The sequence below is a fragment of the Streptomyces sp. NPDC048484 genome, from assembly GCF_040651415.1.
GTDB lineage: Bacteria > Actinomycetota > Actinomycetes > Streptomycetales > Streptomycetaceae > Streptomyces.
The window spans coordinates 39,687-54,611 of sequence record NZ_JBEZJY010000015.1 but is presented as its reverse complement, the minus strand read 5'-3'; the positions used below and the strand labels follow the sequence as shown (position 1 = coordinate 54,611).

Here is a 14,925-nt window from a genome sequence, read left to right as displayed (position 1 = left end):
AGCGTTCCCCGCGGGAAACAGTTGTGATGCGGCCGGGTAACACCGGCACCGCACGCTGCGGTACATGACCTCGAATACGCGTGTGGTGGTGATCGGCGCCGGCCTCGCGGGCGTACGTCTCGCCCGCAGGCTCGGAGAGCTCGGCATGTCCGCCGTCCTCGTCGGCGAGGAGGAGCACACCCCGTACAACCGGGTCCTGCTCGCGGAGGTCCTGGCCGGGCGGTACGCCCCCGAGGTCATCGCGCTCCCGACGCCCGAGCGGCTGACCCATGGCCGGGTGGTGCACATCGACCGCACGGAGCAGCAGGTCCACCTCGCCGACGGCGCGGTGATCGCATACGACACGCTCGTCCTGGCCACCGGCTCGAACCCGGTTCTTCCGCCACTGCGCGGTCTCTTCGGTCCCGGCCGGCGCGAACTGCCGGAAGGGGTCCACGCGTTCCGCACGATGGACGACTGCCTGGGCCTCTCCGAGGCCGTACGGCAGGACACCCGGGCCGTCGTCATCGGCGGCGGACTGCTCGGCGTCTCGGCCGCCCGCGCGCTCGCCGAACGCGGCGCGCAAGTAGTGCTGGCCCAGCAGGGCGAGCGACTGATGGAACGTCAACTCGACCCGTCGGCCTCCCGGTTGGTGCTCCAGCACCTCAAGAACCTCGGCGTCGAGGTGCACACCGAGACCCGGGTACGCGGCGTGCGCTGCATCGAGGGCGCCGTCCGCTCGGTCGAGATGGCCGACGGGTACACCCTCGGCGCCGACCTGGTGGTGCTGGCCTGCGGAGTGCATCCGCGGGTGGGCCTCGCCCAGGACGCGGGTCTCGCCGTGCACAAGGGCATCATCGTCGACGACGAACTGCGCACCTCCGACCCGCACATCCGTGCCATCGGCGACTGCGCCCAGCACGACGGCCAGGTCTACGGTCTGGCCACTCCCGCACTCGAACAGGCCGAAGTCCTGGCGGGGTTGCTGGCCGAGTCGCCGGCCGAGTCATCGCCGGCCGAGTCGCCGGCGGGGACCGCGCCCGCGGAAGGTGCCGCCGGCTACCGCGGCACCCGCGCCCTCACCCGGCTGACCCTCGCCTCCGCCGACCCTCTCGGCTCCGGCAACCCCTTCGGTTCCGGCGGCCCCCTTGACCTCGCCGCCTTCGGGGAGCAGATCCCGCTCCCCGGCGACGACGTCATCCAGCTCACCGACGCGACCCGCGGCACCTACCGCAAGGTCGTCGTCCGCGACGACCTCCTGGTCGGCGGGGTCCTCGTCGGCGAGCTCGGCACCGTCGGCGCGCTCGCCCGCGCCTGGGAGGGAGCAGAGCCGCTCCCCACGGACGGCGCCCCGCTGCTCCACCTGCTCACCAACGATGGAGGCTCCTGATGTCCACGACCACGACCGCACCTGTGGGGACCGGCCCCCGCCCCACGATCGTGCTCGTCGGCCACGGCATGGTCGGCCAGCGCTTCCTCGAAGCGCTCGCCGAGCGCGGCCTGACCGCCACGCACCGCGTGGTCGTGCTGTGCGAGGAGCCACGTCCCGCGTACGACCGCGTGCAGCTCACCTCGTACTTCTCGGGCCGCACGCCCGAGGAACTGTCCGTGACGGACATGGAGTTCATCAAGGACCACGGGATCGAGCTGCACATCGGGGACCCGGCGGAGACCGTCGACCGGTCCGCCCGGAAGGTCACGGCCCGCTCCGGCCTCGTCGTCGGCTACGACACGCTGGTCCTCGCCACCGGCTCGTTCCCCTTCGTGCCGCCCGTGCCGGGCAAGGACGCCGAGGGCTGCTTCGTCTACCGCACGATCGAGGACCTGCTCGCCATCGAGGAGTACGCGAAGGCGCGGGCGACGACGGGTGCCGTGGTGGGCGGCGGGCTGCTCGGGCTTGAGGCCGCCGGTGCGCTGAAGGGACTCGGACTCAGCACGCACATCGTGGAGTTCGCGCCGCGGCTGATGCCCGTCCAGGTCGACGAGGGCGGCGGCGCCGCGCTGCTGCGCACCATCGAGAACATGGGCCTGACGGTCCACACCGGCACGGGCACGCAGGAGGTCGTCACCGGCGACGACGGCGCCGTGACCGGTATGAAGCTCTCCGACGGCTCCACGGTCGCCACCGACCTGGTGGTGTTCTCGGCCGGTGTACGTCCCCGTGACCAGCTCGCCCGCGACTGCGGACTCACCGTCGGCGAACGCGGTGGCATCAGCGTCGACGACCAGTGCCGTACGGTCGCCGACCCGCACGTCTTCGCGATCGGCGAGTGCGCGCTGGCCTCGGACGGCCGGGTCTACGGACTGGTGGCACCCGGTTACGAGATGGCCGAGACGGCCGCCGCCACGATCGCCGCCGACGAGACCGCCCTCGCTCTCGCCCCCCACGAGGCCGCCCTCACCGACGCCGCCGACGCGGCCTCCTTCACCGGCGCCGACCTCTCGACCAAGCTGAAGCTCCTCGGTGTCGACGTCGCCTCCTTCGGTGACGCGCACGGCGCCGCCGACGACTGCCTCGACGTCGTCTACGCGGACTCCCGCTCGGGCACGTACAAGAAGCTGGTCATCGGGCGGAACGGCGAACTGCTCGGCGGCATCCTGGTCGGCGACGCGGACGCGTACGGCACCCTGCGCGCCTTCACCGGCTCGGTGCCGCCGATCGCCCCGGAGCAGCTCGTCCTCCCCGCCGGCGCCGGCGGCCCCGTCCAGCTCGGCCCGTCCTCCCTGCCGGACGAGGCGATCATCTGCTCCTGCCACAACGTCACCAAGGGTGCGATCCGCGGCGCGGTCACCGAGCACGCGTGCACCACGGTCCCCGAGGTCAAGAAGTGCACCAAGGCCGGTACCGGCTGCGGCAGTTGCGTCAAGGTCCTGGGCCAGCTGGTCACCTCCGAACTGGAGGCGAACGGCGTCGAGGTCGACAAGGGCCTGTGCGGCTGCTTCTCGCAGACCCGCGAGGAGCTGTACGAGATCGTCCTCGCCCTGCGCATCTCCTCCTACCAGCAGCTGCTCGACCGGTACGGCCGGGAGAACGCGCGGGGCGGCGACGGCTGCGAGGTCTGCAAGCCCACGGTCGGCTCGATCATCGCCTCGCTCGCGCCCACGATCGGCGCCGAGGGCTACGTCCTGGGCGGCGAGCAGGCCGCCCTCCAGGACACCAACGACCACTTCCTCGCGAACCTGCAGAAGAACGGCTCGTACTCCATCGTGCCGCGCATCCCCGGCGGCGAGATCACCCCCGAGAAGCTCATCGTGATCGGCGAGGTGGCCCGCGACTTCGGCCTCTACACGAAGATCACGGGCGGTCAGCGGATCGACATGTTCGGCGCGCGCGTCGAGCAACTGCCGCTGATCTGGGCACGGTTGGTGGACGCCGGTTTCGAGTCCGGGCACGCGTACGGAAAGTCGCTACGGACGGTCAAGTCGTGTGTCGGGCAGACCTGGTGCCGCTACGGCGTCCAGGACTCGGTGCGCATGGCCATCGACCTGGAGCTGCGCTACCGGGGCCTGCGGTCCCCGCACAAGCTCAAGTCGGCGGTCTCCGGATGCGCCCGCGAGTGCGCCGAGGCGCAGTCGAAGGACTTCGGCATCATCGCCACCGCCAACGGCTGGAACCTGTACGTCGGCGGCAACGGCGGCGCCACCCCGCGCCACGCGGACCTCCTCGCGCAGGACCTGTCGGACGCCGAACTCATCCGCCTCATCGACCGGTTCCTGATGTTCTACATCCGCACGGCCGACCGTCTGGAGCGCACCTCGACCTGGCTGGAGCGGATCCCCGGCGGTCTCGACCACATCCGCGAGGTGGTCGTGGAGGACTCGCTGGGCATCTGCGAGGAGCTGGAGTCGCTGATGACGGCGCACGTCGCCGCCTACCGCGACGAGTGGGCCGAGACCATCAACGACCCGGAGAAGCTGTCCCGGTTCGTCTCCTTCGTGAACGCGCCGGACACCCCCGACCCGGTCGTCGGCTTCGTCCCCGAGCGCGACCAGATCAAGCCCGACCTGCCGCTGCTGACCATCGGTACCCGCCCCCTGGAAGGAAGCGCCCAGCGATGACGCTCGCAACCGAGACCACGACGCTCAGGATCCAGCTCCAGCTGGACGGCCCGAACAGCACGGCCGGCACCGCCTCGTCCACCGCCTCCTCCGCCTCCTCCGCCTCCTCCGCCGACGACTGGTTCACGGTCTGCGACCTGACCGTACTGACCCCCGGCCGCGGCGTGGCCGCCCTGCTCCCGGACGGCCGCCAGGTGGCACTCTTCCTGGACCGCACGGGCCGGATGTACGCGATCGACAACCGCGACCCGTTCTCCGGCGCGGCTGTCCTCTCCCGCGGCCTCACCGGCTCCCACCAGGGTCGCCCGTTCGTGGCCTCACCGCTCCTGAAGCAGCGCTTCGACCTGGAGTCGGGCCGGTGCCTGGACGACGACACGGTGACGGTGCCGACCTACGAGGTGCGGGCGAGGTGAACAGGTAGAAGCGGGCTGCGGGCCCGGCGGGACCGCCGTGTCGTGGGCCCGGCAGATCCGGTGTGGCGCGAAGCGGAACCGCCGTGTCACGACACGCTTCCGCTTCGCGCCACCATGGCCTCCAGCGGTCTGTGGTGGGCCGGTTCGGCGGTTGCTCCTTCGGCCGGCGGTAGCCTCACCACCGCGTCGAGGCCGCCCTGGGCGACCGGACGCAGGGTGATGTCGCCGCCACTCGCGTGCGTGAGGCGCTGGACGAGCGCCAGGCCCAGTCCGGTACCCCCCTTGGGGGCGCCGGGTGCGCGCCAGAAACGGTCGAAGGCCCGGCGGCGCTGTTCCTCGGTCATTCCTGGTCCCTCGTCCGTGACGTGCAGTTCGACGCGGGCCGGGCCCGCGGGACGGTGGTGGAAGCGGCGTTCGTGGGTCGCCGGCCGGCGCAGGTCCATGGAGACGGTGGAGAACCGGGGCGACACCCTCAAAGCATTGGAGAGCAGGTTGTCCAGGATCTGTTCCACCGCGCCGGGCACGGCCAGTACGGGGCCGCTGTAGTCGCCGAGCAGCACGAGCTGTACGTCGTGCTGCTCGAACATCGGCGCCCAGGCACGGTGCCGTTCGGCGCAGACCCGGTCCAGGTCCACCGGTTCGCACACGGCGGCGCTCTCGTCGAGCCGGGCCATGGCCAGCAACCCCTCGACCATTCTGGCGAGCCGGTCGGTCTCCGTCATCGCGGCGTCGAGGCTGCCCCGGGCATGCAGCGCGATGTCGGACTCCAGGTTCTCAAGGCGCAGCCGCAGCGCGGCGAGGGGCGTCTTGAGCTGGTGCGAGGCCTCGCCCGCGAAGGCGCGCTGGGAGGCGAGGAGGTGTTCGAGGCGGGCGGCGGTGCGGTTGAAGGTGGCGGCGAGACTGCGCACCTCCGGCGGACCGTTCGTGATTGCCACGATGGTGGCGGAGCCGCCGTACGCCAACTCCTTCGTGGCGCGCTCCAGTTCGCGGATGGGCCGGCCGGTCCAGCGCGCGATGGCGAAGCCGATGACGGCGACGGCCGCCAGGACCGCGAGCCCGCCGAGGATGAGCAGCAGCCATACGTGCCGCACGCGCTCCGCCACCATCCGGCTGGGCACCGTGATCCGCACGGCACCCAGCGTCTCGGCGCCGTGCGCCACCGGGGCCGCGACCGCGATGTACTCCACTCCTCCGATGGTGGAGGTACGCACGTCCACCGTGGAGGTGCCCTGGAGCGCGTCCGCGATGCCGGGCCAGGAGGCGGGGTCCCCGGACTCCGCGGCGGACAGTTCGTGCGACGAGGCCAGCAGGTCGCCGGACCGGTCCACGATCAGCACCCTCCCGCCGATGCGCTCGGCACAGTGGGCCGCCCGGCCGGGCAGGTCCTGCGCCGCGCGTCCGGCGTCGATGGACAGCGCGGCGAACGCCGAGACCGACTCCGCCTCGTCCTTCGCCGCGTTGACCACCCGCTCCAGTTCGCCCCGCGAGTACACGAACCCCAGCGGGATCTCCAGACAGAGCAGGACCAGCGCGGTGAGGACGAGGTAGCTGAGGAGCAGCCGCCGGGTCATCGATACGCCACCGGTTGCCCGGGGGCCTGGTACGCGGGTGCCGGGTATGCGGTGGGCGGGTACGCGGTGGTCGGGTACGCGGTGGTCGGCTGTGTCTGGACCGCCAGCCGGAACCCGACTCCGCGCAGGGTCTGGATCCACGCCGGGTTTCCCAACTTCCGCCGCAGCGTGGCGACATGGACGTCGAGTGTCTTGGTCGGGCCCTGGTAGTGCGGGTCCCAGACCCGGTCGAGGATCTGCTGCCGCGAGTAGACCGCCCCGGGGTCCTCGGTGAGCAGCGCGAGCAGTTCGAACTCCTTCGGCGTCAGCGAGACGGAGGACTCGCCGACCCAGACCTGCCGGGTCCTGCGGTCGACGACGAGCGGGCCGGGGGACGGCCCGGGGTCCGGGGCGGGGTCCGGGTCGGGAAGAGGTCCGGGTTCGAAGTGCCGCGTGACGTCGGAAGGCTCGTAGCCGGAAGGCTCGTGGTCGGAGGGTTCGTAGCCGGAGGGATCACGAGGTGAAGGCGCGCGGGTCTCCTCGTCGGCCGGGTCGTACGCGACCGGTGCGGGCGAACCGAAGCCCGGCCCGGTGAGGTCCGACTCCGCTGCGTTCCGCCGCGAGGGACCCAGCGCTGAAACGTTCCTCCGCGTGCCGCCCTGACCGGACGAGAACGCTTCGCCGGTGAACGCCTCGCCGGTGAACGGCTTTTGGCCGAACGACTCACCGCCGAACGACTCAGCGCGGAAGGGTTCCGCGGCGTGCGACCGTACGCCGGGCGGCCGCGCGGCGCGGGGCCGCACACCGGTCGGCGGCCCGGCTTCCGGAGCACTCGGCTCGTACGGTCGCTGAAACGGCCGCTCGGACGGCCTTGCAGGCGGCCGTTCGTACGACCCTCCGTACGGCCCTCCCGCCTCGGGCGTACGGGACTCGTACGGTTCGCCGGCATACGCCCCCGAGCCGAACGACCCGGCGTCGCCGCGTCCCAGCCCCGTGCGCCGCGTGACCGCCCGTACCCGGGCCACCAGCTCGCGCAGACTGAAGGGTTTCGCCAGATAGTCGTCGGCGCCGAGCTCAAGGCCCAGCACGCGGTCGGCCTCCTCCCCTCGCGCGCTGAGGATGATGATGGGCACGTCGGAGACCTGCCGGATGCCACGGCAGACGTCGATGCCGTCCATGTCGGGCAGGCCCAGGTCGAGCAGGACGACATCGCCGTACGGCCCTCTCAGCCCATCGGCTCCGTTGGCGACATGGTCGACCGTCAGCCCGAAGTGACCCAGACCCTCGGCGAGAGGTTCGGCGATCGTCTCGTCGTCCTCGACGAGCAGCACTCGTACGCCCATACGTCCCGTCTCCCCAGCAATCCGGACAGCACGAACTCCGTGCCGTGGAGAGGTCACGGTACAAGAGACTTCAATGACGCAGAAGGTAAACCCTGGGTAATGTGACGGGTCGCTCAAAAACCGACTGCCGATGGCTGATTGCCGTCGGACCGGGCCGACAGAACGAGACCAGGGCGAGGCCAGGACGAGAAATGGGCTATTCCTGTCCCCGCTCTAGTGTTCCCTTAACCTTCGCCTGGCAATCGCCGCCCTACGGTGGAGGCACGACGAGAAACTCCTGCTCGGACGCCATGCTTGGACACCATGCTCGGAGGTACCGTGAAGGCATTGCTGGACCGCGCCCGCTCATTCAAACGACTGGTGGAGTTCGAGAGCGGCGAATACCAGAAGCTGGCCGAGGGTCAATATCCGGAGGCATTGTTCATTACCTGTGCGGACTCCCGGGTCATACCCACCCTGATCACGGGAGCGCGCCCCGGGGAGATATTCGAGCTGCGGAACGCAGGCAATATCGTCCCGCCGCACGAGCGGCCGGGCGCCTCGGGCGAGGCTGCCACCATCGAGTACGCGCTGGAGGTGCTCGGCGTTCAGGACATCATCGTGTGCGGCCATTCCCACTGCGGTGCCATGGGCGCGCTGAAGTCCGGCGACGACCTGTCCGCGCTGCCCGGCGTGGACGCCTGGCTGAACCTGGCCCGCCCGGAGCTGGCGCCGCTGCTCGACGGGGCCTGCGAGGACCCCTCGATGCCGGCCGTGGCGCAGCTCAACGTCGTCAACCAGCTCGCGACACTGCGGAGTTACCCGATCGCTCGGCCACGGATCGACTCGGGCCGGCTGCGACTGCACGGCTGGTACTACGAGGTCGACACCGGCCAGGTGCACGAGCTGGACGAGGACGGCCGCTTCCGGGTGCACGCCTCATGAGCGGGCTGCACGCACGTGGGCGCGTACCGGCCCACGCCAGGACACCGGCCCCGGCCCCGTTTCCGCCTCCGGCCCCGACTGGACCCCCGGCCCCGACCGCGCCTCCGGTTGCTGCTCCCACAACCAGCGCCACTGCGGCCCAGTTGGGGACCGAGACGCCGGACCGGCGCCCCGCCCCCGGAAAAAAGATCGACCTGGCCACCGAGATCACCGCCTCACTCGTCGTCTTCCTCGTCGCCCTCCCCCTGTGCATCGGCGTCGCCGTGGCCTCCGGGGTCCCCGCCGAACTGGGCATCATCTCCGGCGTCATCGGAGGCCTGGTCGTAGGCGCGGCGCGCGGCAGCACCCTCCAGGTCAGCGGCCCCGCAGCCGGACTGGCGGCCCTCGTCGCGGAGACGGTCCTGGAGTACGGCGTGGCCATGCTCGGCGTGATCGTCCTCGGCTCGGGCATCCTGCAGATCGTCCTCGGCCTGGTCCGCCTCGGCCGGATCTTCCAGGCGATCTCCCTGGCGGTCGTCCAGGGCATGCTCGCCGGCATCGGACTGCCGCTGATATTCAGCCAGCTCTATCCGATGTCCGATTCCAAGGCCCCCGGCACACCGGTCGAGAACATGGCGGGCATCCCCGGGCTGATCGGCGACACCCTGGCGAACCCCGACGCGCTCATCGCCGCCGGACTCGGCATCGTCACCGTCGCCCTCAGCTTCGTGTGGAAGATGGCGCCGGGCCCGGTGAAGAAGGTCCCGGCCGCGCTCGTGGCTGTCGCGATCGGCATCGGGATCGCCTCCCTGCCGGGCGTGGACGTGAAGACGCTGCAGGTGGGGAATCTGCTCGCGTCCGTCAACGTACCCGGCGCGAAGGAGTTCGCCGGACTCGCCGACGTCGGGATCATCACCGCGATCCTCACCTTCACGGTGATCGCCTCGGCGGAGAGCCTCTTCACGGCCGCCGCCGTGGACCGTATGCACAGCGGGCCGCGCACGCGTTACAACCCCGAACTCATCGCTCAGGGAGCGGGGAACACCGTGGCGGGCCTTCTCGGCGCGCTTCCCGTCACGGCGGTGGTGGCCCGCAGTTCGGCGAACGTCCAGGCAGGTGCCAAGACCCGCCTCTCCCGTACCCTGCACGGCCTGTGGCTGCTCGCCTTCGCGCTGCTCCTGCCCCAGGTGCTGGCCCTGATCCCGATCTCCGTGCTCGCGGGCGTCCTCGTACACAGCGGCTGGAAGCTCTTCGCGCCCGCGGAGTTCCCGAAGATGTGGCACCAGGACCGGGGCGAGTTCGCGGTCATGACGCTCACCACGCTGGTCATCGTCGCGACCGCGCTGCTCGAAGGCGTCCTCTTCGGCCTCGCCGCGGGGATCGTCCTGGCCGCGCTGCGCATGTCCCAGACCGTCATCAAGCAGCACCTGGAGGAGGACACCGCCAAGGTCGTCATGGCGGGCAACGCCACGTTCCTGCGGCTGCCGCAGCTGATCGAGGCGCTGGAATCGGCCGCCGAGGCGGGCAAGCCGCGGATTCGGCTCGACCTGACGGGTGTGACCCATCTGGACCATGCCTGCCGCAGCCAGGTCGAGGAGTTCGTCGCTCAGCAGCGGGGGTTCGGGCTGCGGGTGGAGCTGCTGATGCCGGGGCCGGCGAAGCCGGCGCCTGTGGCGGACCCGGCAGTCGGCGAACAGGCCCGGCCGACCGGCACCGCGCTCCCCAAGCGCCCGTACGCGCCCCCGGCCACGTTCCCGACACAGGGGCCAGGGCCCGGCCCCACAGCCGAGTGGTTCTACCTCGACACCCAGCCCATGCCCGAGGAGTACGCCTCCCGCTGAGCACCGCCCGACCGTTCGCACCTGCGCCTCGTTCCGTTCCGTTCGCACCCTGCGCCTCGTTCGCGACTGGCCGCCCCTAATCTGGAACCCACCCGTAGGGAGACCGGCACGCGGAGGGAGCCACGCCATGACCGGCTGGAACGCGAACAACATCCCCGACCAGAGCGGCCGCACGGCCGTCGTCACCGGAGCGAACAGCGGGATCGGGTACGTCACCGCCCGCGAACTGGCGCGGCGGGGCGCCCGGGTCGTCCTCGCCTGCCGCAGCGAGAGCCGTGGCACCGAGGCCGCCGACCGGCTGGCCGCCGAGGTGGCGGACGCGGGCGTGGACGCGGGCGTGGGTGTGAACGCGGACGTGGAGTTCATGCGCCTGGATCTCGGGGACCTGGACTCCGTACGGGAGTTCACGGCGGCGTACGGACGCAAGCACGACCGTCTCGACCTGCTCGTCAACAACGCGGGCGTGATGGCCCTGCCGCAGGGGCGCACCGCAGACGGCTTCGAGACGCAGTTCGGGGTCAACCACCTCGGCCACTTCGCGCTCACCGGGCTGCTGATGCCGGCGCTGCTCGCCGCACCCGGCGCGCGCGTGGTGAGCGTGGCCAGCGTTCTGCACATGCTGTCCAACATCGACATCAACGACCTCAACAACGAGCGGCCGTACAGGCGCTGGATCGCCTACGGGCGCTCGAAGACGGCCAACCTGTTGTTCGTGCACGAGCTGGCGCGACGCCTCGCCGCCACCGGCTCCGACATCGTGGCGGCAGCCGCCCACCCCGGGTACGCCGCGACCAACCTGATGACCGCGGGCCTGAAGATGGAGGGCCGCAGGGGCGCCCAGCTCATCATCGAGGCCGGCACCCGACTCTTCGCCCACCCCCCGGCGACGGGCGCCCTCCCCACCCTGTACGCGGCGACGGCCCCCGGTGTCCGCCCGGACTCCTTCACCGGCCCGCCGACCCTGGGCCGGCGCGGCTCCCCCACGAACGCGTCGCGCGCCAAATGGACCCTCAACGACAGTGCCGGACAACGGCTCTGGGAGGAGTCGGAGCGGCTGACGGGTGTCACGTACGACGCACTGAAGGCGTAACTCGCACGCGTCACCACGCTGGTCACCACATGGAAGGGCCGAAGGGCCCATTCCCCCATAACTCCCGCTTGCGGGTTTGCACTGCGGTTTACAGACGACGGCGCCATGTACGGAGAGCTACCGACCAGTCACGTCACGTTCACATCACAGGTCCGGTGTTCCGCTGCAGCATCCGCAGCCCCTCTCGTACTTTCGTCACCTCAAATCCGACGGATCACCTCTTCGTGATCACGCGCACGGATATCGGTTGAATCTGAACAATTCGAGAGGCTCTTCGTGCACCAGATCCGCAAGCCCGTCGCCGTGGCCTTCGCCGCGCTGGCACTGGCCGTCCTGCCGACCACCGCCGAGGCCCATGACGGCCTCCACCCGTTCCAGAACTGCACCGAGGCGTACGAGAACGGGTACGCCAACATCGCCAAGGGCGACGAGCACTACGGGGAGCACCTGGACCGCGACAAGGACGGCGTCGGCTGCGACAAGCCGCCCGCGGACTTCGTCCCCGTGGACGACCAGGGCACGGACGAGCAGGGCAAGGACGGTTCCTCCGGCACCGGGCAGGAGAACGCCGGCCGGCAGAACCCGGACCTGGCCGAAACCGGAGGCAGCAGTGTCACCCCGTACATCGCGGGCGGCGGCGCGGCCGTCCTGCTGGCCGGGGGCGGCGTGCTGCTCATGGCGCGCAGGCGCCGCGACAACCGCTGACGCACCGGCCAACACCGAAGGGGCGGCACCTCCGCACAAGGTGCCGCCCCTTCTTCTTTCGTGCGCCGGGGCCGCGGTCCGTCGGTGAGGGTGGGATGGCGGACCGCGGTCCCGGAGTCCCCGGGCCCTGCAGCGCCTGGGCCTGGGCCTGGGCCTATCGGTGGTCGCTGCCCTGGGAGGAGGAGGCCGCGCGGCCTGCTTCCAGCCGTGCCACCGGGATGCGGAACGGGGAGCAGGAGACGTAGTCGAGTCCCACCTCGTGGAAGAAGTGGACCGACTCCGGGTCGCCGCCGTGCTCGCCGCAGACGCCGAGTTTCAGATCGGGCCGCGTCTCCCGGCCGGCCTGCACGGCGTCGCGTACGAGCTTGCCGACGCCGTCCCGGTCGATCGTCTCGAACGGGGAGACCCCGAAGATGCCCTTCTCCAGGTAGGCCGTGAAGAAGCTGGCCTCCACGTCGTCCCGGCTGAAGCCCCACACCGTCTGGGTCAGGTCGTTCGTGCCGAAGGAGAAGAACTCGGCCGCCTCCGCGAGCTGCCCGGCGGTCAGCGCGGCGCGCGGCAGCTCGATCATCGTGCCGAGCGCCAGCTTCAGGTCCACACCGGTCTGCTCCCGCACCTCGGCGATGACCTGTTCGGCCTCGTCGCGGACGATCTCCAGCTCCTGGACCGTGCCCACGAGCGGGATCATGATCTCGGCGCGCGGGTCGCCCTTGGCGTTCTTGCGCTCGGCCGCGGCCTCGGCGATCGCCCGTACCTGCATGGTGAACAGGCCCGGGATGACCAGGCCGAGGCGTACGCCGCGCAGGCCGAGCATCGGGTTCTGCTCGTGCAGCCGGTGGACGGCCTGGAGCAGCCGCAGTTCGTTCTCGTGCGGGTCCTCGCGTGCCTCCGCGAGGGCCACCCGGACCGACAGCTCCGTGATGTCCGGCAGGAACTCGTGCAGCGGCGGGTCCAGGAGACGGACGGTGACCGGCAGGCCGTCCATCGCCTCGAAGAGCTGCACGAAGTCCTGCTTCTGGAGCGGGAGAAGCTCCTTCAGCGACTCCTCGCGCTCGGCGTCCGTGTCCGCGAGGATCAGCCGCTCCACCAGTTCCCGCCGGTCACCGAGGAACATGTGCTCCGTACGGCACAGGCCGATGCCCTGGGCGCCGAAGCGGCGGGCGCGCAGCGCGTCCTCTGCGTTGTCCGCGTTGGCGCGGACGCGCAGACGGCGCTTGCGGTCGGCGAAGGCCATGATCCGGTGGACCGCCTCGACCAGTTCGTCGGCGTCGTCGGCGCCCGCGTGCATCCGGCCCTCGAAGTACTCCACGACGGGGGACGGGACGACCGGGACCTCGCCCAGGTAGACCTTGCCCGACGAACCGTCGATGGAGATCACGTCGCCCTCCTCGACGACGTGCCCGCCGGTCACGGTCATCCGGCGCCGCTTGGTGTCGACCTCCAGTTCCTCCGCGCCGCACACACAGGTCTTGCCCATGCCGCGTGCGACAACGGCCGCGTGGGAGGTCTTGCCGCCGCGCGAGGTGAGGATGCCCTCGGCGGCGATCATGCCGTCGAGGTCGTCGGGGTTCGTCTCACGGCGGACCAGGATGACCTTCTCGCCGGAACGGGACCACTTCACGGCCGTGTACGAGTCGAAGACCGCCTTGCCGACCGCCGCACCCGGCGAGGCGGCGATGCCCCGGCCGATCTGCGACATCTTCCCGCCTTCGGCTGCCGAGGCGTCGAACCGCGGGAACATCAGCTGCGCGAGCTGGGCGCCGTTGACGCGCTGCAGCGCCTCGGCCTCGTCGATCAGACCCTGGTCGACCAGTTGGGTGGCGATACGGAAGGCCGCGCCGGCCGTCCGCTTGCCGACGCGGGTCTGGAGCATCCACAGCTGCCCGCGCTCGATCGTGAACTCGATGTCGCAGAGGTCCCTGTAGTGGTTCTCCAGGGTCTTCATGATCTGCATCAGCTGGTCGTACGACTTCTTGTCGATCTGCTCCAGATCGGCGAGCGCGACGGTGTTGCGGATGCCCGCGACGACGTCCTCGCCCTGCGCGTTCTGCAGGTAGTCGCCGTACACGCCCTCGTGCCCCGAGGCCGGGTCCCGGGTGAAGGCGACGCCCGTGCCCGAGTCGGGGCCCAGGTTGCCGAAGACCATGGAACAGACGTTGACGGCCGTGCCCAGGTCGTGCGGGATGCGCTCCTGGCGGCGGTAGAGCTTGGCCCGGTCGGTGTTCCAGGAGTCGAAGACCGCGTGGATGGCGAGGTCCATCTGCTCGCGCGGGTCCTGCGGGAAGTCCCGGCCGGCCTCGGTCTTGACGATCTTCTTGAACTTGGTGACGAGCTTCTTCAGGTCCGCCGCTTCGAGGTCGGTGTCGACCGCGACCTTCTTGGTGTGCTTGGCCGCCTCCAGCGCGTCCTCGAAGAGCTCGCCCTCGACGCCGAGGACCGTCTTGCCGAACATCTGGATGAGACGGCGGTACGAGTCCCACGCGAAGCGGTCGTCCCCGGCCTGCTTGGCCAGGCCCTGCACGGACTTGTCGGAGAGACCGATGTTCAGGACGGTGTCCATCATGCCGGGCATGGAGAACTTCGCGCCGGAGCGGACCGAGACGAGGAGGGGGTCGTCGGCCTGGCCGAGCTTCTTGCCCATCTTCCCTTCGAGGGCGTCGAGGTGCGCACTCGCCTCGTCACGCAGTGCCGCGGGCTCGTCGCCGCTGTCGAGGTACGTCTTGCAGGCCTCGGTGGTGATGGTGAAGCCCGGCGGGACGGGAAGGCCCAGGTTGGTCATCTCGGCGAGGTTGGCACCCTTGCCGCCGAGGAGATCCTTGAGGTCCCGGTTGCCCTCCGTGAAGTCATAAACGAACTTCACGCTTTCGACGCCGCTGTCGCCGCTCTCAGCTACGTGGGGATCTTTGTTTTCCGACACGGGTCTCGACTCCTCGAGGACGCGGTGGCTGCCCTGACGACGGGGAACATACCCAGATCGAAGGCACCTGGGTACGTCCACTTGCGCGTCATACGGCCGTAACCACCCGTCCGCCAGCAGATCGA

9 protein-coding genes and 2 pseudogenes are annotated in these 14,925 nt (G+C 70.6%); 7 read left to right on the top strand and 4 right to left on the bottom strand.

Features of this window, described 5'->3' with window-relative positions; genetic code table 11:
- The first annotated feature begins 64 nt into the window (after nucleotides 1-64).
- From AB0D14_RS16985 to nirD, 3 genes are read left to right on the top strand one after another with little or no spacing between them, the layout of a single operon-like run.
- The gene (locus AB0D14_RS16985; RefSeq protein WP_362779452.1) at nucleotides 65-1,369 is read left to right on the top strand and encodes an FAD-dependent oxidoreductase; all 1,305 of its coding nucleotides are present in this window, start codon (nucleotides 65-67) and stop codon (nucleotides 1,367-1,369) included.
- Nucleotides 1,369-4,038 (top strand): nitrite reductase large subunit NirB, encoded by a 2,670-nt coding sequence (nirB, locus tag AB0D14_RS16980; RefSeq protein WP_362779450.1) that lies wholly within the window; start codon nucleotides 1,369-1,371, stop codon nucleotides 4,036-4,038. Before AB0D14_RS16985 ends, nirB begins: the two co-directional genes overlap by 1 nt.
- Nucleotides 4,035-4,451, top strand: a complete 417-nt coding sequence (gene nirD / locus AB0D14_RS16975) for a nitrite reductase small subunit NirD (RefSeq protein ID WP_362779447.1) — start codon at nucleotides 4,035-4,037, stop codon at nucleotides 4,449-4,451. The genes nirB and nirD overlap by 4 nt, the downstream gene beginning before the upstream one ends.
- Before the next feature lie 86 nt (nucleotides 4,452-4,537).
- Here nirD and AB0D14_RS16970 read toward each other — a convergent pair whose 3' ends face one another.
- From AB0D14_RS16970 to AB0D14_RS16960, 3 genes and pseudogenes are all read right to left on the bottom strand, one after another.
- Nucleotides 4,538-6,022 carry an ATP-binding protein gene (locus tag AB0D14_RS16970; protein ID WP_362779445.1) on the bottom strand — a complete coding sequence of 495 codons (1,485 nt, stop codon included), beginning with the start codon at nucleotides 6,020-6,022 and terminating at the stop codon, nucleotides 4,538-4,540.
- Nucleotides 6,019-6,396: pseudogene (locus tag AB0D14_RS16965) on the bottom strand (winged helix-turn-helix domain-containing protein); the annotation flags it as partial. The pseudogene AB0D14_RS16965 and the gene AB0D14_RS16970, both read right to left, overlap by 4 nt.
- Nucleotides 6,397-6,993: 597 nt before the next feature.
- Nucleotides 6,994-7,344, bottom strand: a pseudogene (locus AB0D14_RS16960) (response regulator); the annotation flags it as partial.
- Nucleotides 7,345-7,662: 318 nt separating this feature from the next.
- Between AB0D14_RS16960 and AB0D14_RS16955 the strand changes: the two are divergent.
- The 4 genes from AB0D14_RS16955 (at nucleotide 7,663) to AB0D14_RS16940 (ending at nucleotide 11,883) form a co-directional block, all read left to right on the top strand.
- A complete protein-coding gene (locus AB0D14_RS16955) occupies nucleotides 7,663-8,268 on the top strand; it encodes a carbonic anhydrase (RefSeq protein ID WP_362779700.1) in 606 nt (201 codons plus the stop codon).
- Nucleotides 8,265-10,088 (top strand): SulP family inorganic anion transporter, encoded by a 1,824-nt coding sequence (locus AB0D14_RS16950; protein ID WP_362779442.1) that lies wholly within the window; start codon nucleotides 8,265-8,267, stop codon nucleotides 10,086-10,088. The genes AB0D14_RS16955 and AB0D14_RS16950 overlap by 4 nt, the downstream gene beginning before the upstream one ends.
- A 127-nt stretch (nucleotides 10,089-10,215) precedes the next feature.
- On the top strand, nucleotides 10,216-11,178 hold the full coding sequence (locus tag AB0D14_RS16945) for an oxidoreductase (protein WP_362779440.1): 963 nt from the start codon (nucleotides 10,216-10,218) through the stop codon (nucleotides 11,176-11,178).
- Between the two features lie 276 nt (nucleotides 11,179-11,454).
- Entirely contained in the window at nucleotides 11,455-11,883 is a 429-nt protein-coding gene (locus AB0D14_RS16940; RefSeq protein WP_362779437.1) for an LAETG motif-containing sortase-dependent surface protein, read from the top strand.
- Between the two features lie 154 nt (nucleotides 11,884-12,037).
- On the opposite strand, the gene ppdK is transcribed toward AB0D14_RS16940, so the two are convergent.
- A complete protein-coding gene (gene ppdK, locus AB0D14_RS16935) occupies nucleotides 12,038-14,800 on the bottom strand; it encodes a pyruvate, phosphate dikinase (RefSeq protein WP_362779434.1) in 2,763 nt (920 codons plus the stop codon).
- Between the last annotated feature and the right edge of the window lie 125 nt (nucleotides 14,801-14,925).

Coding starts and splice junctions, on each gene's coding strand:
- nirD (WP_362779447.1), top strand. CDS start 4,035: ATGACGCTCGCAACCGAGACCACGACGCTCAGGATCCAGCTCCAGCTG.
- AB0D14_RS16970 (WP_362779445.1), bottom strand. CDS start 6,022: ATGACCCGGCGGCTGCTCCTCAGCTACCTCGTCCTCACCGCGCTGGTC.
- AB0D14_RS16945 (WP_362779440.1), top strand. CDS start 10,216: ATGACCGGCTGGAACGCGAACAACATCCCCGACCAGAGCGGCCGCACG.
- nirB (WP_362779450.1), top strand. CDS start 1,369: ATGTCCACGACCACGACCGCACCTGTGGGGACCGGCCCCCGCCCCACG.
- AB0D14_RS16985 (WP_362779452.1), top strand. CDS start 65: ATGACCTCGAATACGCGTGTGGTGGTGATCGGCGCCGGCCTCGCGGGC.
- AB0D14_RS16950 (WP_362779442.1), top strand. CDS start 8,265: ATGAGCGGGCTGCACGCACGTGGGCGCGTACCGGCCCACGCCAGGACA.